This is a genomic window from Fastidiosipila sp. (assembly GCA_012511175.1).
Lineage (GTDB): Bacteria > Bacillota > Clostridia > Saccharofermentanales > DTU023 > UBA4923.
This window is the reverse complement of sequence record JAAZGO010000028.1, coordinates 77075-100722: the sequence shown is the minus strand read 5'-3', so window position 1 is coordinate 100722 and position 23648 is coordinate 77075. Positions and strand designations below refer to the sequence as shown.

General features: G+C 55.7%; 25 protein-coding genes. 9 read left to right on the top strand and 16 right to left on the bottom strand.

What is annotated here, in order from left to right; translation table 11 throughout:
* Positions 1 to 49: 49 nt before the first annotated feature.
* The 12 genes from GX839_06630 to GX839_06575 form a co-directional block, all read right to left on the bottom strand.
* Positions 50 to 988 carry an HD domain-containing protein gene (locus GX839_06630; protein ID NLB05132.1) on the bottom strand — a complete coding sequence of 313 codons (939 nt, stop codon included), beginning with the start codon at positions 986 to 988 and terminating at the stop codon, positions 50 to 52.
* Between the two features lie 19 nt (positions 989 to 1007).
* Positions 1008 to 2699 (bottom strand): ABC transporter ATP-binding protein, encoded by a 1692-nt coding sequence (locus tag GX839_06625; GenBank protein ID NLB05131.1) that lies wholly within the window; start codon positions 2697 to 2699, stop codon positions 1008 to 1010.
* Positions 2699 to 4375, bottom strand: coding sequence for an ABC transporter ATP-binding protein (locus tag GX839_06620; GenBank protein NLB05130.1), 1677 nt, complete (start codon positions 4373 to 4375; stop codon positions 2699 to 2701). Before GX839_06620 ends, GX839_06625 begins: the two co-directional genes overlap by 1 nt.
* A gap of 10 nt (positions 4376 to 4385) precedes the next feature.
* On the bottom strand, positions 4386 to 5210 hold the full coding sequence (locus tag GX839_06615) for a hypothetical protein (protein ID NLB05129.1): 825 nt from the start codon (positions 5208 to 5210) through the stop codon (positions 4386 to 4388).
* Between the two features lie 109 nt (positions 5211 to 5319).
* The gene (locus tag GX839_06610) at positions 5320 to 6258 is read right to left on the bottom strand and encodes a glycyl-radical enzyme activating protein (protein ID NLB05128.1); all 939 of its coding nucleotides are present in this window, start codon (positions 6256 to 6258) and stop codon (positions 5320 to 5322) included.
* 3 nt (positions 6259 to 6261) lie between these two features.
* The gene (locus tag GX839_06605; GenBank protein NLB05127.1) at positions 6262 to 8748 is read right to left on the bottom strand and encodes a hypothetical protein; all 2487 of its coding nucleotides are present in this window, start codon (positions 8746 to 8748) and stop codon (positions 6262 to 6264) included.
* 146 nt (positions 8749 to 8894) lie between these two features.
* A complete protein-coding gene (locus GX839_06600; protein NLB05126.1) occupies positions 8895 to 9545 on the bottom strand; it encodes a hypothetical protein in 651 nt (216 codons plus the stop codon).
* Between the two features lie 13 nt (positions 9546 to 9558).
* Positions 9559 to 10134 carry a hypothetical protein gene (locus GX839_06595; protein ID NLB05125.1) on the bottom strand — a complete coding sequence of 192 codons (576 nt, stop codon included), beginning with the start codon at positions 10132 to 10134 and terminating at the stop codon, positions 9559 to 9561.
* Positions 10135 to 10144: 10 nt separating this feature from the next.
* Positions 10145 to 13096 (bottom strand): VWA domain-containing protein, encoded by a 2952-nt coding sequence (locus tag GX839_06590; protein NLB05124.1) that lies wholly within the window; start codon positions 13094 to 13096, stop codon positions 10145 to 10147.
* Positions 13097 to 13187: 91 nt separating this feature from the next.
* Positions 13188 to 13742: a hypothetical protein gene (locus GX839_06585; protein ID NLB05123.1), complete on the bottom strand. Its 555-nt coding sequence runs from the start codon at positions 13740 to 13742 to the stop codon at positions 13188 to 13190.
* Positions 13743 to 13786: 44 nt separating this feature from the next.
* A complete protein-coding gene (locus tag GX839_06580) occupies positions 13787 to 14392 on the bottom strand; it encodes a hypothetical protein (protein ID NLB05122.1) in 606 nt (201 codons plus the stop codon).
* On the bottom strand, positions 14389 to 14994 hold the full coding sequence (locus tag GX839_06575) for a signal peptidase I (GenBank protein ID NLB05121.1): 606 nt from the start codon (positions 14992 to 14994) through the stop codon (positions 14389 to 14391). Before GX839_06575 ends, GX839_06580 begins: the two co-directional genes overlap by 4 nt.
* A 646-nt stretch (positions 14995 to 15640) precedes the next feature.
* Between GX839_06575 and GX839_06570 the strand changes: the two genes are divergently transcribed.
* The 9 genes from GX839_06570 to GX839_06530 are packed head-to-tail and all read left to right on the top strand — an operon-like array spanning position 15641 to position 20867.
* Complete coding sequence (locus GX839_06570) at positions 15641 to 15922, top strand: DUF5320 domain-containing protein (protein ID NLB05120.1); 282 nt, start codon at positions 15641 to 15643, stop codon at positions 15920 to 15922.
* Positions 15923 to 15982: 60 nt separating this feature from the next.
* The gene (locus GX839_06565) at positions 15983 to 16363 is read left to right on the top strand and encodes a DUF134 domain-containing protein (protein NLB05119.1); all 381 of its coding nucleotides are present in this window, start codon (positions 15983 to 15985) and stop codon (positions 16361 to 16363) included.
* Positions 16360 to 16767, top strand: a complete 408-nt coding sequence (locus tag GX839_06560; GenBank protein ID NLB05118.1) for an iron-sulfur cluster assembly scaffold protein — start codon at positions 16360 to 16362, stop codon at positions 16765 to 16767. Before GX839_06565 ends, GX839_06560 begins: the two co-directional genes overlap by 4 nt.
* Positions 16745 to 17104, top strand: a complete 360-nt coding sequence (locus GX839_06555; GenBank protein ID NLB05117.1) for a dinitrogenase iron-molybdenum cofactor biosynthesis protein — start codon at positions 16745 to 16747, stop codon at positions 17102 to 17104. The genes GX839_06560 and GX839_06555 overlap by 23 nt, the downstream gene beginning before the upstream one ends.
* 4 nt (positions 17105 to 17108) lie before the next feature.
* A complete protein-coding gene (locus tag GX839_06550; GenBank protein NLB05116.1) occupies positions 17109 to 17951 on the top strand; it encodes a 4Fe-4S binding protein in 843 nt (280 codons plus the stop codon).
* A complete protein-coding gene (locus GX839_06545; protein NLB05115.1) occupies positions 17948 to 18814 on the top strand; it encodes a 4Fe-4S binding protein in 867 nt (288 codons plus the stop codon). Before GX839_06550 ends, GX839_06545 begins: the two co-directional genes overlap by 4 nt.
* Before the next feature lie 12 nt (positions 18815 to 18826).
* The gene (locus tag GX839_06540) at positions 18827 to 19648 is read left to right on the top strand and encodes an MBL fold metallo-hydrolase (protein ID NLB05114.1); all 822 of its coding nucleotides are present in this window, start codon (positions 18827 to 18829) and stop codon (positions 19646 to 19648) included.
* Between the two features lie 15 nt (positions 19649 to 19663).
* Entirely contained in the window at positions 19664 to 20509 is an 846-nt protein-coding gene (locus GX839_06535) for an Mrp/NBP35 family ATP-binding protein (protein ID NLB05113.1), read from the top strand.
* Entirely contained in the window at positions 20502 to 20867 is a 366-nt protein-coding gene (locus tag GX839_06530) for a dinitrogenase iron-molybdenum cofactor (protein ID NLB05112.1), read from the top strand. Before GX839_06535 ends, GX839_06530 begins: the two co-directional genes overlap by 8 nt.
* A gap of 30 nt (positions 20868 to 20897) precedes the next feature.
* On the opposite strand, the gene GX839_06525 is transcribed toward GX839_06530, so the two are convergent.
* From GX839_06525 to atoD, 4 genes are read right to left on the bottom strand one after another with little or no spacing between them, the layout of a single operon-like run.
* Positions 20898 to 21278 carry a hypothetical protein gene (locus tag GX839_06525; GenBank protein NLB05111.1) on the bottom strand — a complete coding sequence of 127 codons (381 nt, stop codon included), beginning with the start codon at positions 21276 to 21278 and terminating at the stop codon, positions 20898 to 20900.
* Positions 21275 to 22234, bottom strand: coding sequence for an L-threonine 3-dehydrogenase (locus GX839_06520; protein NLB05110.1), 960 nt, complete (start codon positions 22232 to 22234; stop codon positions 21275 to 21277). Before GX839_06520 ends, GX839_06525 begins: the two co-directional genes overlap by 4 nt.
* A 43-nt stretch (positions 22235 to 22277) precedes the next feature.
* Positions 22278 to 22931 (bottom strand): CoA transferase subunit B, encoded by a 654-nt coding sequence (locus GX839_06515; protein ID NLB05109.1) that lies wholly within the window; start codon positions 22929 to 22931, stop codon positions 22278 to 22280.
* Positions 22918 to 23586, bottom strand: a complete 669-nt coding sequence (gene atoD, locus GX839_06510) for an acetate CoA-transferase subunit alpha (GenBank protein NLB05108.1) — start codon at positions 23584 to 23586, stop codon at positions 22918 to 22920. The genes GX839_06515 and atoD overlap by 14 nt, the downstream gene beginning before the upstream one ends.
* Between the last annotated feature and the right edge of the window lie 62 nt (positions 23587 to 23648).

Sequence of the window (23648 nt, the reverse complement as noted above, 5' to 3'; positions counted from 1 at the left end):
AGGTATACGCTCAAATAAGCCGCCCCTGCCCGACAGGAGGGGCGGCTTTTTATTCGCTTTCGTCCAGGGGAATTCCCTGCAGGAAGCCGAAGTCGGGATGCCTGACCTTGCCGCCCGGCGCGTTCAGCTGCTCCCGCAACAGCTCGGTTGTCTGACTTTCCAGCACATCGATGTAATGGACGATGGCAGCGGCAACCGTGGTGGGCCGGTCACCATATTGTCCGTGGTGCCCCGCGATGACGGATTGGACCTGCCGGTAAAAGTCCTCGTCGTAATGCGAGATGATTTCGTCCCTGATTTCCGCCAGGAATTCAATGCCCCGGACGCGGTGGTTGGCAAACCAGAATTCCGACAAGTCAAGATCCCTGTATTCGAAAATTTTCCCGATGTCGTGCATGAAAATGGAAAAGGTCAACAAATCAGCGCTCTTACGAAGTTCCGGATTATTTTCAAGCAGGGCGGCAAGGATACGAAGCATTTTGGCGGTGTGGTGGGCCAGCCCCCCAACCACGTTGTCGTGGTGCCGCACGGCTGCCCCCTCAATAAAAAACCGTCCCTCAAGCCCGGGCCGGGCCAGGGCAGAATCGACCAGCTGCCAGCAGGTTTCTGTCACGCCGACCGCGGTCAGTTTCCTTTTTACATCCCCCAGGCTCTCCATCAATTCCTCCCGGGAGAGGCCGCCCATGAAATCATTTCGGGTGAGGTCATCTCCGGGATAGAGATCAATGCTGCGGACGGTCAGATAGGGGCCGTTAAAATCGGATCCCACCGTTTCCGCCAGGTAGATGCCGGGGCCGTACTCCAGAACGATCCCGTAAATATTCTTTTCCCAGATCCGGAAGGGGAAGGTCTGACCCTTCAGGTAGAATTCACCCGTCACATAATCGTCCCGCCTGCCGGAACGAAGATCGGGCTTGCTGTTGATGAGGACGGGTCCGCGGGAGACGCGGCCCTTTTCGAGGGCCTGGCTGAGATCAAGTAGTTCCATGGATTTCTCCTTTTGCCCATCATACCATTCCAGAAGCCGGCCGCCGGGTCACACGGCCACGCTTGACCTCAAAGACCGCATCATACAAAGGGGCCGTATCGGGGAAAACGATGTGGCTGACAGAGACGACGGTGACACCTTCCAAAGACAGGAGCGTGTGCTCAATGTTTCGTGCGACCTCCTCATCCAGACTGGCGAAGGCTTCGTCCAGGAGCAGGAGGTCGGCCCTGGCGATCAGGCCGCGGGCGATGGCGATCCGTGCCTTTTCGCCTCCAGACAGGTTCTGCCCGTTGTCGGTGATCACATAATCAAGACCGCCCGGAAGCGAAGCCAGGAAATCTGTCAGTCCGGCTCCCTGGACTGCGCGGATGATCGCTTCTTCATCGTAGAGCTTGAAGAGGGTCAGGTTATTTCTCAGGGTGTCATCGAACAGGAAGACTTGCTGCTCGACATTGGCCAGGTGTTGGTAATAGGATTCCCGGCTGATGGCACGCAGTGGCTGCCCGTCGATCAGGATGGTGCCTTCATCAGGGTTGAAGTACTTGCGTATCAGGCGCAGGACTGTCGACTTGCCGCCCCCCGAAGGTCCCACCATCAGGTATTTCCCTCCGCGCTTGAGGGTGAAGGAGGCCTGACGCAATACCCGGTTCTCACCGTAGGCAAAAGAGACTTGATCAAACTGGAGAGAATGGTCGAAACCTTGAAGGGTTTCGGTTTCAACCTCTCTTTCCTTGTTCTCGAGCGCCTTTTCCATGCGCAGAAAGACCGGGCGCTCGGACCGGATCATGGGCAGTCTTTCCGAAACCATGTAGAAGGTGTTGATGATGCTGGAATAACCATTGATGATCAGGATCAGCCCGCCGGTTGTCGTGATTCCTGCCCGGACAGAGAACATGGCAGCGGTCAGCAATCCCCCGATCATGATCCCGAAGACCGTGTTGTTTCTGACCTGGACAAGGGTTTCGGCCTTGTCGAGTTCATAACGTTTCTGTTGGACCTGGGTGCTTCTCCGGTCGAAATCCTCGGTAACCTTGTATTCGAGGCTGTTGTTTCGGATGATGCGGAAAGCAGACAGGACTTCCCTGATATAGATGGTGTACTGTTTCAGGAAACCGGAACGTTCACCCTCATGCTTCTCAAGACCGCGGCCTGACCGGATTGCCACATAAGCGGCGATGACGCCCGGGATCAGGGCCATAACAGCGACTAGCCAGTGGACATTGAGCAGGATGATGACCCCCGCCATGGCGCCGAAACCCCTGTTCAGGATTTCGTGCAGGGAGATGAAGTAGCGCTGCTCCACCGAGTTCATGTCGTTGGTGATGTTGGAAAGGTAAAGGGCCAGGTGCTGGCTTTGGAACTCGCTGATGTTTTTGGCGAATACCCGGTCAATGTAACGGCCCTTCATGGACTGGTTGACATAACGCAGATAACGCCCCCGCATCCAGGCAGAAAAGAGCTCAACGGGAATGAAGCAGGCGACGCCCAGAAGCATGGGCAAGACAACGTCCCTGACGCGACCGGGATCGCCCGCCAGGGCGGCGTCAAGACTCTCCCGGATCAGGAGCATGAGCAAAACATTGAGTGCTGACGACAAGAGCAGGGGGATTGAGGCGGGAAGCAGTTTCCACCTTGTCCGACGGAGCGTCCGTTTCAAATCAGGGGGGAGGAGCGGGCGGCTTTGTTTGTCGGGGCTTGTCTTTTTGAACATCAGCCGGCCTCCTTGAAATAATCGCCGGGTTGCCAAACAGAGATGGTTCCCCCATCGATTTCCAATATTTTATCGTAGCCCTCTGTCACACCCTCGTAGTAGCGGTGTGAGATGGAAATCACTGTGGCGTCAAGTGAAAGCAAGGTCGCCTCAATATGGCGGCCCAGATTTTCATCCAGGTTGGAGGTAGCCTCATCGGCCAAAAGGAGTGAGGCTTGCTTCAGGATGGCCCGCGCGATGGAAACGCGCTGGCGTTCGCCTCCGGACAGATTTTTTCCATTTTCTTCCAAAGGAGTCTCCAGACCCAGCGGCAGCCTTTCGACCAGTTCCCGCAAGCCGGCCCTGTCGACAGCGGCTTCGATCGCTTCCTGCCCATAATCACTGAAGAGGGTGATGTTGTTTTGCAAGGTATCCTCGAAGAGGAAGACATCCTGATATACTTCCGCAATCCTGCGGTTGAGCGGAGCAGGATCGATGGTCCTCAATTCCCTTCCGTCGTAGCGGATTTCACCCCCGTATGAGCTGTAGACACCTGCCAGCAAATTGAGCAGGGTGGTTTTGCCCGAACCGGAAATCCCCCTGAGCAGCACTTTTTCTCCCTTGTTGATCTTGAATGAAGCTCTTTGCAAAACAGGCCGGTTATCATAGGAAAAAGAAAGCTGGTCGACTTCAATCCCCTGGTTCAGCGTGAAGGGCAGGGTTCCCAAAGGAGCCGGGGCCTCCTGTTCGTCGGGGCTTCCCCTGACAATCCGGTCAAAAATTGCCTGGCTGGCACGTACCTTGTTCAGATGGGGGAAAACCTGGACCATGCCCCAAATGGCACGCTGGGTGATTTGCACCATGAAAACCCCCTGCGGCAGGGAAAGCCTGGCGGAGACCAAGCCGGTTCCGATGTAAAAGAAAGACAGGACAGTGAAAATGAGTCCCAGTGTTTCCATTGTGCCGCTTTGGAAATAGTCAAAGATGTTGAAGCGCATTTTTATATTTTCAAGCGCTGTTACATAGCCCATGGATTTTTCCCGGAAGGGTGCCTCGACCTGGTTGAGCTTCAGGATCTCCAGCCCTCGAAAGACATTTGACATCTGTTGAGAGAAGTCTTTGTTGGCGTCGGATTCTTTCTCCTTGAGCGAGACGATTTTCTTTTGGAAACCCCTGCCTAGAAGTGCCAGAAGACCGGTCGCCAAGGTGCTGGCCAGGCCGTATCGCCAGTCGAAAAAGAAGAGGATGCCAAGGGCAATCAAGGTCAGTCCGCCGTTAAAAATGACATTGAGGAAAGAGACGAAGAAATCATTCTCGAAGATGTTGAGGTCATTGACCAAAAGCGACAGGTAGTGATCGCGGGATTTGCGTGAGAAGACGCGGACAGGCAGGCTCAGGATATGGCGGAAGCCCCGCTTCCGGACGTCAAGGAGGATGTCGCGCATGAAGCCGATCCGAAGTCTCCTCGAAATCCAGTGGAAGACGGACGGCACCAGCATGGCCGCGACCAGGATGGCGATACGTACGCTGATTTCCGCTTTTGTCCTGGCTTCCAGGAGTGTAAAAGAGAAACCCAGGGCAGCCTCCATGATAAGTTGCTGGAAGATGGGCAGGAAGGCAGCAAAAAGATAGATGATGAAGCCACGTTTGCGGCTCCACATGAGCTGGTAAAGTGTCCTTGGCGGATCTTCTTGCATCAGGCGGTCCCTAGAATTCTGTGACAGCCTCCCAGGGCGTCTCCGGGTAGATGTAGCGGTGAACGGGGGGCATGCAATTGTAGACCCGGTCGACGTCGACGGCGCCCAAGCCTCCCGGCAGCCTGCGGTAGGTACCCTTGAGGAGCACAGCCTCCATGTCGAGACTGGCTGCGAAAAGTGAAGCCCGATCCCCGTCCTTCAGTCCCTCTGCCAGCTTCTTATAGGGTGCGGGGGTCAGCAGGATCCGGCTTCGGGAAACGGACTTGCCCTGGATGACGGGAAGTAGGCGGGGATAACCGTCATCGCCGGAAAAGCCCAAAAAGAGCAGGGTTCCAGCCTTGGCGGTATGCCGGCGGGTCCAGGGATTGAATACCGGCACCTCCCGGCCTTTGAACAAGGCGCTTGCCAGTATGACGCGGACCATGTTGGCTGCGATCCCGGCCATGTTGAGCTTGCGCTTTTCGGAGATCTCCCGCAGTTCGGCGTAGTGAACCGTATGGACCCCGAAGTAAGTATTGAAACGAAAGAGGGTCATCTCGTTGAAGGTAATGTATTCCGGCCCCTCCGTTTTCTTGTCGTAAAAATCCATGGTCCCGGTCCAGAACTCCCTGGCCAGATTCATGATGAGAAAGCCGGCCCGGGGTCTCTCGTGGAAAAACTGCTTGCTCAAGCCTTTGACGAACTCGCCGACTACCATTTCGTCATCCCCCCGGTTCATCAGAGATGACAAGAGGGTGATGTGAACATCCTTTTCTTCATCGTGGGTGGCGATCAAAGCCACCTTGTAGGGCGAAGCGAAATCCTTGGCGTCGCGCTCAACATTGATCTTTTTCATCTTGACCTCTTCCCTTTCCCCGCTTCAAGCCTAGGAACCGTTCAAATGCCCGTCAAGAGACCACGGGTTGTGTTTTTGCAATATAATCAACTGCCGGTTGTAGTTGTTGTCACCCCTTGGTTGTGTGAGGCTTTTCCAGTCTGGTATTGCCTGTTGCATGGGTGTTTGCGCAGCCTTCCTCCCTGGCCATGGCTTCCAGTTCGCTCATCCGCTCAGACGTCATCAGAGGGACCCCGGCGAAGGCCCAGGGATTGCCCAGCCGATCGTATTTTCCCGTGCAAAGGTTGTTGAAGGCGCATAGCTCCCAGCGGTCGGCCCGTCCGCCGATGAAACGGGCGAGTCGGCGTATGTTGTCATCGCTGTCGGTTGCGCCCGGGATAATGGGCGTCCTGACCCAGACGGAGAAACCCAGGATTTCTTTTTGTTCTGCCAGGTAGTCAAAGTTGTCCATGATGCGCCGGTTGCCAATCCCTGTCCAGTGCTGATGGGCCGCGTCGTCAAAGAGTTTGAGATCGTAGAGAACCAGATCGGTCCAGGGCAGGACCCGGTCCAGCGCCTCCCTGGAACAAAGGCCCGAGGTGTCGATGGCGGTGTGAATGGCGTGTTCTTTAAGTTTTTGCAGCAGCATTGCCGCTTCAGCCGCCTGAGTCAAGATTTCTCCGCCGGAAAGAGTGATGCCGCCTTCCTCGCCGAAATAGGCCACATCCTTGATCAGTTCATCAAAGAGATCGTCGACGGTCCTGTCCTCGCCCCGGGTTTCGATGGCCCGGGCCGGACAGGCTTCGGCGCAGGCAAGGCAGAGATTGCAGATCTCCCTGTCGATGATCAGGCCTTTTTCCCCCAATTCAAGAGCGCCCTCAGGACAGACGGAAATGCAGGTCCGGCAGCCGATGCAGCGTTCGCCCAGCCACTCAATCTGAAAAGAGCGGGACAGGCTTTCAGGATTGTGGCACCAGGCGCAGGCCAGTGGGCAGCCCTTGACAAAAAGAGTGGTCCGAAGGCCGGGCCCGTCCTCGGTGGACATACGCTGGATGTTCAGGATCCGCATGGCTCAATATTGCAGGTGGCTTTCGCGGGCGATGATCTCGTCCTGCAGTTCTTTGCCGATGGAAGTGAAGTAGGCGTTGTAGCCGGTGACCCGGACCAGAAGATGGCGGTAGTCGGAAGGATGAGCCTGGGCTTCTTTCAATACTTCCGGATCCAGCATGTTGATCTGGAGGGCTGTCCCTCCATTTTCACAGTAGCCTTTGAGGAAGGATTTCAGTTTGGCCTTGTGCTCCGGTGTCCTGACCAGGGAGGCATTGAAGGTGATGGTATGGCTGGCCCCGTTGGGGAGGACATTGACGTAGTTGCCGCAATCGGTCTTGCCGCCCAGGGCAGTGCCGACCGAGTTGCTGTTGGCGGTCGGACCGTTCAGATCGGCTCCGTTGGAGGGACAAATGGCGTTGGAGAGAAACTGGTTCTCGGTCCGTCCGTTGGCACTGGCTTTCATGATGTAGCCCGAGCCGATCCAGTAGTTCCAGGACAACATGCCGGGCCGGAACTGCCGCCCGGTGGATTGGGTCTTGTATCGCCAGACTTCATCCGTCCAGATCCGCATGACTTCCCAGGCCAGGCGGTCACTTTCGTCGTCGTCACGCCCGTATTTGGGGGCCCGGTGAAGGGCCTTGGCCTGGAGGACCTCATGGCCCTTCCAGTTGTCTTTCAGGGCCTGGACCAGTTCCTCCAGGCTGCATTCCTTTTTGTCAAAGACCAGGTATTTGACCGCCAGGAGCGAATCCACCGCGGTGGCGTAGGTCACGCCCTCCATGGTGGTGTAGGACAGCTCTGCCCCTCCCTGGGTCACGTCCAGGCCCTGCTCAGCGCAGCCCTTGACCAGAAGCGACAGGTAGGGGGTGGGATGGTATACTGCCCGGATGGCCTCGCTCATTTCATAGGTATCAACCATTTTTTTGACGATGAAGCGGGTCTGTTCAACATAGGCATTGAAGAATTTGTCCCAGCTGTCAAGATCAGCCAAGGTCCCGGTTCGGGGGCCCTCCTGCCTGATTTTGCTCCATTTGCCGGTCATGGGATCGTAGTAGGGCAGCAGGTCACAGCCGTTGCCATAGACCAGCTCCATGGCTTTCAGAAGGTTGATGTTGTTGTCCACGGTTCCCGACCGGTCGTTGCCTGCCATGGTGTTTTCCAGGCAGCCGACGGCAGCGTAGTCAAAGACATTGTCCCGGTTGATCAGGGCCTGCTGTCCGGACTTTTCCGCCTGGAGCAGCATGCCCGCGACTGAGCGTTCATCAAAGTTTAAAAGAAAAGGCGCTCCCTGGCTGCCCGAGATCATATCGACGATGACATCGAGCAGGCGGTCGGGGCTCTTTTTGTGGAGCCTGACATTGGGCTTGGGTTCCAGGATGGGGCTCATGGCCTCGATGACCTCCAGGATCAGGTAGGTCAAGTCATTGGTCATGTCCCGGCCGTCCGGCCCGAAACCGGATAGATTGAAAAGCTGGCCGAAGCCGGCCGTAATTCCCTGGTTGCCCCCGACGCGGATCTGGGCATCATAGACCGTGTTGCAGTGCACCCAAAAACAGCCCAGGATGTCCTTCATTTCCTCATCGGTCATGCCCTCTTCTTTGGAGATCAGGTAGTAGGGGTAAAGGTACTGGTCCAGCCGGCCAAATGACACACCCGGCCCCGGGTATTTTTCGTCGGACATGACCAGCATATGGGTAAACCAGAGCGACTGGACGGCCTGGTGGAAATCTTCCGCTCCCCGCCAGGGAACCATCCGCATGTTGCCGGCCATGATCCGGAGCTCATCGGCCCGGACCGGATCTTCTTCCTCATCTGCCAGAAAGTCACAATGTTCGGCGTATCTGTCAGCCAATTCCCTGGGCATGAGGCAGGCCGTTTTCATGGCGCGGAGTACGGCGCCCCGGGATCCTGCCTTTTCCGTATCGGTCAGCTTGCCGTATTCCGCTTCAAGCCCCTCCAATACCCCACTGAAACCGTGCCTGATGATTTTTTCGTAATCGGGGATCAGGTGACCGCTGGTGGCACCGCAGTTGCCATAGCCGTGGGTGTGCAAAAAGAGAACGGCGTCCCGGGCTTTCCGTGTCAGCCGGTCGCGTTCTTTTTGCTCTTCCCGGTTGAGGCACATGGAATACTGAAGGTTGAACCGGGCCCCGCACAAAAGGTCGCCCGGGAGGACTTCAACCGGCATATGCCGGGTGACAACCCGGCGGGTGAACCAGGCCTTGCGCTCCGGGATGGACCAAGAGAAGAAGTCATCAGGGATCGCCACCTTCTGGGCACTTTGCCGGCAGGAGACGGTAAAGGAATTCATGAAGGCATACATCTCGGGAACGATGTAGTAGGTCAGTTCATCAAACTGGGCGTCCCAGGGTGTTCCCGTCGTGTAGATCAGGTATTCATTGTTCCATTTGCGGTCCGTGCCGGTAAAATAGTAATCGCGAAGCCACTTGACGCGTGGCGAAAGAAGGCCAGGTTCCTTGATGGCCTTGGCATACTTGACAGCGCTCATAATCGATCCTTTCCCGGAAGCAGATGACCCGATGGGGCTGTTGACTTTTTCATTATACTGAATCACAGACCAGGGTACAAAGAGGGGCACGCGGAAACCCCCAGGATTTTGCCCCCGGGGGTTTCCTGTCAACAGGCCATGGTTGCCTACCGGATCATTTTTTTCCGGACGAGCAAGAGGAGAATGGCCATTGAACCACAGACAAGCAGTCCTGTGCCGACCATCAAATGGGAGACGGATTCGCCCGTTCGGGGAGTCTCCTTCTCGGTGGTTGTCGGGACCGTTTCTTCTTCCGCTTCAACCAGCTCTTCTTCCGCCAGGAAAGTCCAGACCAGGGTGTATTCCCTGGACTGGAAATCGTTGTCCAGCGTGTCGGGCACTTTGAGCTCGACTAACATTTCCAGGCTTTCGAAGGGTCTCAACTCTTTGAGCAGAATGCGGTCAGTCAGGTTGGTCGCGGGAGAGTCATAGTTGAAGATCTCGACCGCGCCGACCTTTCCTCTGAGGGTCGACCGGGAGAGGAAGGTTGTTTCCTCAGCGCCGTATGCTTTGCCGCTCAGATAGATCCGGATGATCGCATTGGTGTTGTTTTTCAGGGCAATCACCTGCTGCCGGGTGTCCCCCGGCATCACACCCTTGAACCCTCCGAACAAGTCGGTCGTATCCGGGATGAAGACGAATTTTTCTGCGTGACCGCGATAGATCACTTCGGACTGTACCGCAAAGACGGCGTGGCCGGAGAGGAGGAAAACGGCAAGAAGAGTGAGAAGGGTGAGTAGAAATCTATACTGTTTCACGTCGTTGCCTCCTTCATGGTGATACCGGTTCCAAGACGGAACCGGCGCCGACCGTCACCGGCCACGCGGACTCGACTGCCCCGGGGGGCAGAGCCTGGATGCTCTGTGACGCCACGTCGATGTTCAGGTAGTAATGGACCCCTCCCAGCGTTTTCAAAGGGATATTCAGGGCTTCGATTTTGCTGAACATCACATCTGTTAAGCCGCCCGGCGGTACCGGATGCTTGAAGTAGTAATAGTCTTTCTGCTTGAACCAGGTGCTGCCCAGTGCCGACAGGGTGTAATCCGTACCGTGCACGGGCGAGTAGGCCAGGATGTCGCCGTTTTCGGCCTTGGCCTGGATGACAAGAGCGGCGCGGATGTAGGCATCGACATTGCCGGTGTTCTCGATCCGGATGTTCTCCTTGATCTCTCCGTCAAAAGTTTCCGTAATATCGGGGGGAACATAAGGATCGGTGAACATGTTCTCCAGCGCATCCGGCGATGAAGTTAAATAGCTCAGGGCCATGGGGATGGTCACTGCGGCGAGGACCAGCGTCAGGATGAGGGTCACCATGAGAGCGGGAGTCTTATGATCCAATCGTTTCATGACTCACCTCCTAATCCATCAAACCTTTGAAAAGGTTCATGACGAAGGTCTCGCCGGTGATCCACCGGCCGGCCTTCCCGTTGGCCACCAGAACCGCCGCATGGTCTTCCGTTTCATTGGGTTTGAGCTCCACGCTGACCGACCCGGGCGAGGGAGTATACTGCCAAGACCACAGGGCATCCTCCTTGACGGTGTAGACACCGATGGGGAGGCCCCGTAGTGTGGCGGATTCACCCACACACAGGCGAAGCCGCCAGGTGTGCCCGTGCGTGTCGGACACATCGATCATGAAAGACTCATTGGACCCAATGATGGTGCCGGGCGCTGCCTGTTTGGTTACAGTAATCCGGCAGGTCTTAAGGAAGATCCAGAAGGGCAGTTTGAAGTCAGGGTTGGACCCCTTTTCGCTGTATCCGTCGCCGGCCCGGTAGAGCCAGCAGGCATCCGTGATGTCCACGTGTTGCGGCTGAGCCGGCCAGGCTGTATTGGCCCACTTGACCTGAACCTTGAATTCCGACTCCTCCGCCGGGGCAAAGTGCGCCGGATCGCCCGGCACCGTGCCTGAGACAAAGACGGGCGTCAGGGTCAGCTGAGGTTCCGTTCCGTGAATGCCGCTGCTGTCCGGATTGTCTTCGCACTTCCAGCCGATTTTCGCGTAATGCGGCAAAACAGTCGGAAGAATGCTCGTTTCCTGACCCAGGTAGAGGGTTTCATCCCGGGTCTCGATGACGGGCCGGTAGCGGTAAACCAGGAGCCCGGTGTTCTTGATCAACGGATCCTCGATGGATCCGGCAAGTGAGGGTTCCACCGTGACTTTCACCGTATAATGGTTGGAGTCAGCCGCCGGCACGACCGGCGTTCCTGACCAGGAGCCGGACGCTGCAGCATCCCCCGCCTCGATCACGAAGGTTCCGAGCAAGATGGCCCCATCGTAGACCTCGTAAGTGATCCTGACATGGTCGTTGTTGAAGCCGTCGGGCTGGTAGGACACACTTCCCCCTGTCACAAATTCGATGACCGCCGCGATATCGACCGGGTTGCCCAGGTACTCCTTTTGCACCAGATTCTCCATGACCTCGTACTTGAGGGGCACATCGACGTCCGGCACCGGGAAGGTGCCGACCGGAGTGCTGACCCCGGGTTCGTACACCCCGCTGGTGTTGACGTTGGTTTCCACCCCATTGCCTCCAAAGAAGGTCGGGTCCGGCGTGACAGGAAATGAGATGATCAGTTTCCTGCCATAGTCGCTTCCCGTTCCTCCCTTGGGTTCCTTGGTGACAAAGTTGGCGTTGAAGTCGAAGCCCGTCACTGAAACGGTTTGGGTACCGGAATCAATGGAGGCGGTCACTCCCGATGGAGCCGCATAAGGCTGACCAAAGGTGTAGATCCCGCTTCCGGTGTCAAAGCCCGTGCAATCAGCCAACTGAAGGGTGATGTGTACGGCGTCAGACACCTGGAAATGGGGCGCCACCACATCCCGGACAACCGTGTCGTCATCCAGCTCAATGGTCGGCGTCTCAATGGTGTGGGCGATCGACTCGAAAATGTTGTTCAGTCCGCTGGGGTCGCTGGCACTTAAATAATAACCGCTCTTGGTTAAGGTGTGGAATTCCACGATGTTGAATCCGTCGTAGTATTTCCTCTTGTTTCCGCTTCCAGTCGTTATCGTAGTCCTTGTCAAACCTGTGTTAGCCGCAGTAGATGAATTGCTTGACAGCAGGTTCATGAAGCGGTTGGCTGCGGGGATTTCAACATCAGTACTCGTTCCGGTTGAACTGTTTACTTGCTTATCCCAACGGGGATGATCGCTCGTGCCATCGCTGTAAGTATAGAAGGAATAGGCATGATAGTGATCATAGTCTCCGTACATGACATCGGGGTCGGCCCCGTCAAAGATGCCGACGGCAAAGACGGTGGACCCGCCCTGTTTCAGGGTGCGGGCATTATTGACGGCTGTGTCGGCCACAGTCACATTGAAGGCCGTGCCGGTGGTGGGCACACCGTCCGTAAACATAATGACGATTTTGTTTCTACCGGTTGAGGATCCTTCCATGACCGTGATGGCACTGGCCATGCCCGCTCCTGCATTGGTCGCGCCGCTGGGTGTTCCAAGGCCGTTGATAATAGTCCGGGCAGCCCCGTAATCGACGCTCAGGTACTGCCTGATCGATGACGAAGACGCGAAGGTCACAATACCGATCTTGTGGTCGACACTGTTGGCCACCGCGTTCGTTTCCACCGCGTTGATGAAGTTAATGACGGCTGTCTTCAGCGCGGCCTGCCGGGTTGTGGTTCCAAAGGCGTAGGCCATACTGCCGGACTGGTCGAGGACCAGACAGATGTCGGTCGGCACAGGCACCTGGGACGTGATGACCTCGCCGGAGGTGAAGACATCAAGCGTAATCAGGGCGTGTCCGGCCATTTCGTCATAGACGGCTGTCTTGTCCATGTAGAGGCCGGCCGGAGCTGTGCCCCCGCCAGACAGTGCATTCAGTGGGGCCTTTCCCAGCGTGACTGGATTGACCAAAGGTCCTGCCGTGGTGAAATTCCTGGCTGGTGGGATCACAAGAGGATCATCGGGCACGTGATCTTCCGGGAGGTTCTTGTCCGGAGATTGACCGGAAGGATCAGGGGCAGGCGGCTCTACAGTGGATGTCCCGCCTTGTGCCCCGGCCTCTTCTTTCCCCTCTGGTTCAGTTCTTATTGTATTCTGTTCCTGTGAGCCGCCTTGGGATCCTTCTCCGCTTTCATTGGTGGGGATTCCCGGCGGCAATCCGGTGGTCTCGTCCGGGGGAGCTTCCTCCGGTACGGGATCACTGCCTGTCAGTTCCTGATTCTCGCCTGCCACATCCGGTTCCGCGAAGGCCTCAGTCGTGGGGTAGGCAGGAAAAGCTAAAGCAAGCGCCAAAACCAAACAGAGAATCAGAACGGGCAGACGCCTGTATTGAATTGTCGGGTTCATGGCCTTCTTCCTTTCAATGCTTCCGGCTGTTCAGCTAAAAGCGTATGACCTGGCAGGTATGCCGGGGCATTGCTGCCGTTCGGAAGGCCGGTCACGGAGTCGGCCAACCCGCTGCGTCGGCATAGCCGGTGCCATTGTTTTCGGACTGGACCCCCTGGGCTTCAACCAGAAGCGTGTAGACGGCGTCCTGGTAATCATTGCCCATGGTGTTCGAAAAGACGACCTGGGTGATCAGGGCGGGGGTGGTATCACCCTTAGCCAAGACATATTTGTAGTGGTACCAGTCGCCAATTTTCTCCCAGTTGGCCGTGTCGGCGGCGAAGGTGATCAGGCCCCCAAACCCCTCGACAACAGGCGCCAGGGCAGGCGTCAGCTTGACCCGGACATAGGCGGGATTGTCGCCGACGTTCTTGACTTGGACAATCTTGTCAACCGTCGTACCGGGCATGGCCGGAACGCCGGCTTCGGGGAAGGGTACCGGCTCTTCTTCGTCATCGAGGGTATCGTCGATAAGCAGAATCTTGATGTTGCCCATGGTGATGATGTTGGTGGCGTCATCCTCGGCTGTGAAGAAAGCCAGGGTTCCGAAAACGGCCATGGCCAGGACGAGGACCAGGGCGCTGATCAGCAGAGATTTCTTTTTCATGATCATTACTCCTTATCTTAGTAAATGATGAGTCTGTCCGCTGCTTAAGGTAGCTGCACTTTGGCGGCGTCTTCAGCAATCGTGTAACTGAGTACGCCATTGACGTAGGCCTGATGGGCGAAAGCATTGATTGTCAATTTGTCCACAAGAGGATCGAAGGCCGGGACGTCATCGCCCCCTTCGACTTCATAGCCCTCAAAAATCCTATTGTCCAGATCCGCTATGACTTCCACCTTGTCGAAGAGGGCGGGCAAGACAGTGCCGGCCGTAACGACTGCCGGCGTACGAGGATCCCCTGTCGCGTAGACGTAGAGGTTCGATCCGCCGGTGACCGGTATCCAGTTGGAGTTGATGCTGATCGGCTTAAGGAAATCCATGATTCTGCCTTCCGGCTTCAATTGCATGAAGACGTAGGCATCCTCACTTCCAGCCAAGAGTTTGACCGTGGGATCTTTGGGGATTTCGGTTCCGGGGAGAAGCTTCGGGGGAGCTTCCGGAAAGTTCGGTTCTGTCAGGTCAATCTTCAAATTGCCGACCGTGAACGTGTTGGTGACATCCTTCTTGTCTGTGAAGTACGCGATGGTAACAACCAGACCGATTGCGAGGATGGCCACAAGGGCCACCGCAATCACCAAACTTTTTTTCTTCATTCTTTGTTCCTCCTGTTCAGAACGTTGATCTGGATCTTCTCTTTATTGACAGACTTGCGTCCGGATCCCTCGTTAGGCGATTGCTCTTGATTGACTTTTTTCTTCCAATTCCGGTTGCCGTCGACCGCCAGCATGGCCGCGATGGAGGCTATGATGAAAGCCAGAGCAAGGGGCTTTCCCGGAGAGGTTGAAAGTGCATGGTATACAAAACCGGCAGCCGGAAGCGTGAAACGTGGCGTGCCGATGAGGTTGGAAAACTGGACAGGCATGCCGTCCGGTGAATTGTTGGCGTCGCCTTTGGTGATGAAGTAGCGGTTGGTGGCGTCGATTTCGATGACCCGGTGGGTGGCGACCGGACCGCCTTGATTGAGGTGGAAGGTGATGGGGTCGCCTTCTTTAACCCGGTAGGGATCTGTCGCGCGGACGTAGATGAGGGCGCCTGTCGGAATAGCCGGTTCCATGCTGCCGGACAGGACGACATAGGGCGTGTAGCCGATCAGCCTGGCTCCGGCCGTCAGTGCCGCCGCGATCAGAAGGAAGGACAAAAGCATCCAAACCAGAAAATGAATGGAAAAAGATAGTATTTTTCGTGCCGAAAGCATATCCCCGCCTCCTCGTCAGGGATACCCCTGACCGGCATCCGCGACACTTCAGTGTGCTCTGATTCCGGTTTTTGGGTCTTCAACACGGCCCCGGCTCCCGGTAACAAGAAAGCCGGCGTCAGCCAAAGAATAAATGGGGTTGGAATCCAACCATGGCAATATTCAAATGAATTAAGTGGATGCGATCGTCGATTCTGTTGGAACTGTCCCGCTTTCTCCCTTAGCTGAAAGACAAGTTCCAAAGAAAGGCATCAATTAAATGCGACAAGTCCCCCGCGTGAAACTGTTTCTATCATCAAAGCTCGAACCGTCATTGCCCGTGTCCCTGTGCCCACCTCGAAACAGGTTGAGCCGGAACAGCCACCTGTACCTGATCCCCGGACCTTTCCCATGGTTGGGGAGAGGCAAGAGCAGCTGATGAGGTGACTATAGCATCATTTGAGAGCGAATGCAATAGCATATTACCGTATGCTAATATGAATTACTAATATTTTGTTTGTAACACTATGCATATTAAAATAATACAACACATTGTTTTTGTAATATTAACCCAAAAACAATAGTTGACATATGTCACTAACAGGCGTACAATCATGGAAGTAAATGACATATGTCACTTATAAAGAAAATTTAGGAGGTATTCAATATGCCACGCAGAGATGGAACAGGGCCGATGGGCTATGGCCCCATGACGGGCTGGGGAATGGGCCCCTGCCGCGATTATGGATACGGCTACGGGCGCCGCGGGCGCCGCATGGGCTACGGCCGGCGGGGGTACGGAATGGGTTACGGTTATGGCCGCGGATTTGGCCCCGGCTACGGCTACGCACCCTATGATGACCGCAGCGACCGCGAAATTTTGGAAGAAGAAAAGGAAATCCTGCAGGAACGCCTGGACTACATTTCCAAACAACTCGAAAGCGAGTAAAATAGTCGGGGATGGCCGGGCTGCCGGTTATCCCCCCATTATTAGTTGAGGTGAGTCACTGTGGCCAGACCCATGAAATGGCGAAGAGTCTGTCAATTGCCGCCAATCAGCCGCTTCGGGCCGCTGGGGGTGGGCGCGGGCGCACGCGAGCACGTCCGGATGACCGTTGACGAATATGAGACGGTCAGGTTGATTGACCATGAGGGATTCAACCAGGAGGAGTGTGCCCGCCAGATGAATGTTGCCCGAACGACCATCCAGGGCATCTATGTCAGGGCCAGGCAAAAGATCGCTGATTCACTTGTCAATGGGAAAGTACTGATTATTGAAGGAGGCGAATACCGGCTGTGTGAAGGCCCCGAGGGTATTTGCGGCCACGGCTGTCACCGTTACGGGCGCGGCAGGCAAATGCACGGGCATGGCGGCCGGCGCAATCGATGATTTATTCAGACACCGTCATTGACCATTTCATGAGCCCCCGAAATGCCCATACCATGCCCGACGCCGATGCCGAGGGCAGCGTGGGTGATCCTTCATGCGGCGATTGTCTGGTCATGTACATCAAAGTGAAAGACAACCGCATCGACGACATTTCCTACCTGGTCTACGGTTGCTGCGGCGCCGTCGCAACCTCCAGCATGACTTCGGAGCTGGCCAAGGGGAAAACATTGGAGGAAGCGCTTTCCATCACGGAGGACGATGTGATCCAGGCGCTTGACGGCCTCCCTGAGAGCAAGATCCATTGCTCGCTTATGGGGGTGGGGGCGCTCCGTCAAGCCATCGCGAATTATTACGAAATGCACCCAGAAAGAGGAGAAATCCATGAAATTAGCCATACCGGTTGACAGCAACAGCATTGAATCCAAGGTCTGCATGTCCTTCGGGCGCGCGCCCTATTATCTGATCCACGATACGGAGTCGAAAGAGAATCAATTTGTCTTGAATACCGCTGCTCAAAGTGCCGGAGGAGCCGGTGTGCGCGCGGCCCAGATCGTTGCCGATCAGAAAGTTGATGCCGTCCTGACACCCCGCTGTGGCCAGAACGCCGCCGGCGTTCTGCTTGCGGCAAAAGCCAGAATTTACCGGACAAAGGGTGAGTCGATCAAGGAGAATATTGACGCCTTCCTGGAGGGAAAACTGTCGGAGCTGGATGAGATTCACGCCGGACTCCACAGGCATTGATCCCATGAAGATCGCGGTATTAAGCGGCAAGGGCGGTACGGGAAAAACACTGGTGTCCGTCAACCTGGCCGAAGTTGCAGGGCAGGCCCGTTACCTGGACTGCGACGTTGAGGAGCCGAACGGCCATCTTTTCTTCAAACCGGGCGATTTGGAAATTGAGCGGGTCGCAGTCAAAATTCCCGTCGTCGATCAGGACAAATGCACGGGGTGCCGCAAGTGCGTGGATTTTTGCCAGTTCAACGCTTTGGCCTACATCAGGGAAGAGCTGATTGTCTTTGAAGAAATCTGTCACTCCTGCGGAGGCTGCGTCCTGGTCTGCCCTGAAAAAGCCTTTTCCGAAAAGGACAAGGAAATCGGCCGGATCGAACGTGGAGTGTCAGGCCAGGTTCAGGTACACTCCGGTATCATGAACACCGGGGAGGAATCGGGTATCCCCATTATCGACCGTTTATTGGAGGGTCAGGATGACGATCCGGACCTTCTCACCTTTATTGACTGCCCTCCGGGTACCTCCTGCATTGTCATGGAGACGGTTGCGGGGGCTGATTACTGTGTACTCGTGGCAGAGCCGACGATTTTCGGCGCCCATAACCTGGCCATGGTTTATCAACTGGTAAACCTGATGGGCAAGCCCCTGGGAGTGGTCCTGAACAAGATTCAGGAAGGTGATAATCCCTCCGAAGCCTTCTGTCTGGAGAAAGGACTCCCCATCCTGGGAAGCATTCCCTTCGATCAGAAGCTGGGTTTAATTAACTCGAAAGGAGAGATCGCCGTTCGGGAAGACCAAGGCTATCGAATCTGGTTCGAAGAATTGCTGACGGTCATCCTGGAGGAGGCCTGCCCATGAAACAGCTATTGATCTTAAGCGGCAAGGGCGGCACAGGAAAGACAACCGTTGCCAGCGCCTTCATCAGGCTGTCAGATGCCAGAACCTACGCCGATTGCGATGTTGAAGCTCCCAACCTGCACCTGATCACCGGTTGGTCCAGTGAGCCTGTCCGTACAGATTTTTATGGTCTGTCCAAAGCGGAAATCGACGCGGATCTTTGCATCGAATGTGGTCTGTGCAAGGAGCACTGCCGCTTCAAAGCCATCCGGGTCGAAGAAACCTACACGGTCGATCCCTTTGCCTGTGAAGGCTGTGCGGTCTGTCATCATGTCTGCCCGGTCTCGGCGGTCACCATGGCGCCGGCTGTTTCGGGGGAGCTGCTCCTCTATCAGGAGGGTGACCGGGTTTTTTCGACCGCGGAGCTCAAAATGGGCAGCGGCATGTCGGGCCTGCTGGTAGCCGAAGTAAAAAAGCAAATGCGTGAGAAGGCCCTTGAAAAGCGCTTTGCCATCATTGATGGCTCCCCCGGCATCGGATGCCCTGTCATTGCCTCTCTCAGCGGGGTCGACCTGGTGCTTATCGTGGCGGAACCTTCTTTGTCGGGGATCAGTGATATGGAGCGGGTCATTGATACGGCCATGAAATTCGGGACCACCGTTGCGGTCTGCGTCAATAAGCACGATACGAATCCGGAAATAACCGGCCGGATACGAACCTTTTGCCAAGAGGAGAACCTGCCCTTTGCCGGTGTCATTCCCTTTGACACGGAAGCTGTCAGGGCCATCAACAAGGGGCAGAGCATCGTCGATATCGATTGTCCTTCCGGGGAAGCGGTGCGGTCGGTCTACGAAAAAACCATGGCGCTGCTTCTGGAAAAATAGGCGGTTAAGACCATGATTATTAAGGTACTGATGGAAAATTCGGCGCGGAGCGAGACTTTGGGAAGCGAACACGGTCTCAGTCTCTACATCGAAGCCCTGGGCCACAAAATTCTTTTCGATACGGGAGCCAGTCCGCTTTTCATTGAAAATGCCCGCAAAATGAAGGTTGACCTGTCTGAAGTTGAATTCGTTGTCATTTCTCACGGTCACTATGACCATGGGGGCGGCCTGGATGCTTTTTTCGAACTCAATGACAAGGCGGAAGTCTTCATCCATCCGCAGGCCTTTGGTGACTATTACGCCAGGAGGCAGGGAGACAAGCTTCAATTTATCGGGATCGATAAAAAGCTGAAAGAAAACCGGCAGGTCGTTTTTACCACCGATCGTTTCACCATTGCACGCGGGATCCGCGTCTTTTCGAACGTGGAGCCGCTGGAATCACTGCCGTCCTCCAACCGCGACCTGCTGAAAAAAGAGGGCGGAGAGCTGACGGACGACGATTTTGTCCACGAACAGAATCTGGTGATTGAGCAGGATGACAAGACGGTTCTTTTTACGGGGTGCGCCCACATGGGCATCATGAATATTGTCAGGCATTTTCATTCGATCAAGGGGCGTTACCCCCACGTGGTGATCGGCGGCTTTCACCTGGCAAAAAGCGACCAGGACCGTGAAAGCGATGGAGAGATTGACCGGATCGCGGCTTTCCTTGCCTCGACGGGCGCCAAGTACTACACTTGTCACTGTACGGGCAGGGTCCCTTACCAGCGGTTAAAAGAAAAAATGGGCGGCCGGATCGATTACCTGGCGGCCGGCGATATGATAGAAATTTGAGGGGCGGAGCAGAATATGCCAGAAAATTGTGACCACAACTGTGCTCAATGCATGGAGGACTGTGCCGAACGGACGGAGGCAGCCCATGACTTTTCAGAGAAACTGAATCCCCTGAGCAGCGTCAAGAAAGTCATTGGCGTTGTCAGCGGCAAGGGGGGAGTCGGCAAGTCACTGGTGACTTCGCTGCTGGCGGTTGCCATGAATCAGCGGGGTTACCGGACAGCCATCATGGACGCGGACATCACCGGATCCTCCATTCCCAAGATGTTTGGCATCAGGGAGCGGGCCAGGAGTGATCAAAGGGGCCTCTTTCCCGTCCGCAGCCGGACCGGCATTGAGATCATGTCCATGAATGTCCTCCTGCAAAATGATACCGATCCCGTCATCTGGCGGGGACCCCTGATTGCCGGGGTGGTCAAGCAGTTTTGGACCGATGTCATCTGGCGCGACATTGATTTCATGTTCATCGACATGCCGCCCGGTACAGGCGACGTTCCGCTCACGGTTTTTCAGTCTGCGGCGGTTGACGGCATCGTGGTCGTCACCTCGCCCCAGGAACTGGTCTCCATGATTGTCGAAAAGGCCGTCAATATGGCCGGTATGATGAATATCCCCGTCATCGGCATTGTGGAGAATATGTCTTACTTCCTTTGTCCTGACAACGGGAAAAAATACAAGGTATTCGGCGACAGCCATATTGATGAGATCGCGAAAACCCATCAGCTGGAAGTGATGGCACGGATTCCGATTGATCCTTCGATCGCGTTGGCCTCCGACGAGGGCCGGATTGAAGAACTGGGAATCGACTGGCTGGATCAGCTGGCTGATCAGATCGAGAGAATGGAGAAAACAGATGATTAAGATCGCGGTGGCAAGCGAAGGACAAAAAGTCACAGCGCATTTTGGACACTGTCAAAACTTCAATCTTTTTGAAGTCGAAGACGGACAGATCATGCGGAGCGAATCCATCGTCAACCCGGGTCACCGCCCCGGATTCCTGCCCAACTACCTTCACGGACTGGGTGTGAGCGTCATCATTTCCGGTGGCATGGGCGGTTCGGCGGTTGAGATTTTCAACCAGCACGGCATCGAGGCAGTTATCGGCGCCCAGGGCGACGCCAGAGAAGCTGCCGAGGCCTATCTGAAAGGTGCGCTTGTGTCCACGGGTTCCATCTGCCGCGAACATCAGCACCATGATGAATGCGGGGAACATGCATAAAATGGGGATTTGACCTCCCCGCTGAAACGATCAGATCTTTTCGGGATAGCCGAGCAGCTGGCGCAGTTCCCCGGATACATCCATTCCGTCCGCCGCCTTCTTTTTTAACAAGCGGTAGGTTTTCAGAACCTCATGATCCCTGCAAAGAAGGAAAATAATTTTCCCCTTGACTGATTCCCGCGGAGTCAAGGCCGTTTGAGGGAAATCTTTCTCCTCGTATAAAACCAGGTCGTATTTTTTGATGCTCTGCTCAACGTAGACCCTGACTTGCGATGCCAGTTCAGGTTCCAGCGGTGCGCTGAGCGCCAAAGGTTTCAAACCCCCGGCCACCATCTCGCAGAAAGCTTCCACGGCCCCCGTGTAATAGGATACCGGCTCAAGTCCGGCAGGCACTTGATGGTGGTCTTTCATCGGTATACCCGCCGATCTTTTTTCAGCTGCTCAAGCATGTCAGCCGTCATGGAGGCCAGATCGTAATCCGGCTTCCAGTCCCACTCCCGGCGGGCACAGGAATCGTCCATGGCGTTGGGCCATGAATCGGCAATGGCCTGACGGACAGGATCAACATCAAAGGACAACTCGAAGTGAGGCAAATGCTTCTTGATCTCCTCCCCGATTTCCTCAGGCGCGATACTCATGGCTGTGATGTTGAAAGCATTGCGGTGGACCAGACGAGAGGGATCTGCTTCCAGGAGCATCGTAAAGGCCTTGAGGCAATCGGGCATATACATCATATCCAGCCGGGTCCCCTCGGCGATGTAGCTTGTGTAGTGTCCCTGCCTGATCGCTTCATAGTAGATGTGTACGGCATAGTCTGTGGTCCCCCCGCCCGGCAGTGTTTGATGGGAGATCAGACCCGGCAGCCGGACCCCCCGGGTGTCGACACCGAAGCGGTGGTGGTAATAGTCGCAGAGAAGCTCGCCGGCCACCTTGGTGATCCCGTACATGGTATTGGGCCGCTGAATGGTGTCCTGCGGGGTCTGGTCAGCGGGGGTCGACCCGCCGAACGCCGCAATGGAGCTTGGGGTGAAAACGGAAAGCTTGTTTTCCCGTGCCACCTCCAGAACCTTATAAAGGCCGTTCATGTTGACATCGAAGGCGCGCTGGGGAATCTCTTCACCCGTCGCCGACAGGATGGCGGCCAAATGAATAACTGTGTCGATCCCGTAGGCACTGACAATGGCCGCTAGCCGCTGCGCATCGAGTACATCAAGCTGTTCGAAGGGCCCCGTGCCAATCACCTCGGGAACGTCTTTGCGGATGAGATCAGAGGCAATCACCCGATCCTCGCCGTATTCTTTTCGAAAGTGGCAGGTCAATTCGGTGCCGATCTGACCAAGACTTCCCGTGATCAGTATCTTTCTCATCATCCCCCTCGATTCAGAAAACTGCGGCAGGCCGCAAATCACTTCAGGAATTCATGACACCTATTTGATTCGGAATAATCAGGACCGCTTCGGTTTTCGACTGGATCTCATCGACGGTCACGCCGGGAGCCAGTTCCCTTAACACGATCCCTTCATCGGTGACCTCCATGAGGCCCAGTTCTGTCACGATCAGATCAACTTCGTGTGCCGCGGTCAGGGGGAGCTTGCACTTTTTCAGGATTTTCGGCTCTCCCTTTTTGGTCAGATGCTCCATGGCGATGATCACTTTTCTGGCGCCCGCGACCAGGTCCATGGCGCCGCCCATGCCGGGAACCATCTTTCCAGGGATCATCCAGTTGGCCAGGTTGCCTTCCTGGTCAACTTCCAGGGCTCCGAGCACGGTCGCGGCCAGGTGGCCGCCCCGGATGATGGCGAAGGAGGTGGCGCTGTCAAAGCAGCAGCCGCCGGGCAGGATGGAAACAGGCATGCCGCCCGCATCAACGATATCGGGGTCTTCCTGTCCGGGTTCGGGAACAGGGCCGACGCGCAGGAAACCGTTTTCCGACTGCAGGATGATGTGCACACCGTCCGGTACGTAGTTGGCGACTGAGGTGGGAAGCCCGATCCCCAGGTTAACGACATCGTTGTCTTTGAAGATGCGGGCAACGCGGCGGGCAATTCTCTCACGCGGATTCATGGGGCACCTCCTTCTTGACAATAAGATCCACAAAGATGCAGGGAGTCATTACTTCATCAGGGTCCAGCTGACCTGCTTCAACAATCTCGTCAGCCTCAACGATGACAAGGTCGGCTGCCATGGCCATGAGGGGATTGAAATTCCTGGCGGCCCGGCGATAGACCAGATTGCCCGAGGTGTCAGCCTTGTGCGCTTTAAGCAGAGCAACATCAGCCCGGATGGGTCGTTCCAGAATGTATCTTTTTCCGTCAAATTCCATGGTCTGTTTGTTTTCTTCAACCACGGTTCCCGCCCCGGTCGGAGTCAAAAAACCGCCCAGGCCCGCACCGGCGCTGCGGATCTGTTCCGCCAGAGTCCCCTGTGGAATCAACTCCACCTCGATCTCCCCGGCATTCATCTTATTGCCCGTTTCCCGGTTGGTCCCGATATGGGAGGCGATTACTTTTTTAACCTTGTTGAAGGCAACGAGCTTGCCAACCCCCCTGTCGGCAAACCCTGTATCGTTGGAGATCAGGATCAAGTCCCGGATATGGCTGTTAACAAGGGCATCGACTATACCCTCAGGCGTGCCGACCGTCATAAATCCGCCGATCATAACAGACTGGCCGTCTTTAATACGGGACAGGGCTTCCTCCATTGTCACAACTTTGTTCATAGGCGTCTAACCTTTCTTCTTGCTTCTTTGCCCGCTGCAGGCGGGAACCTGCCATCGATTGA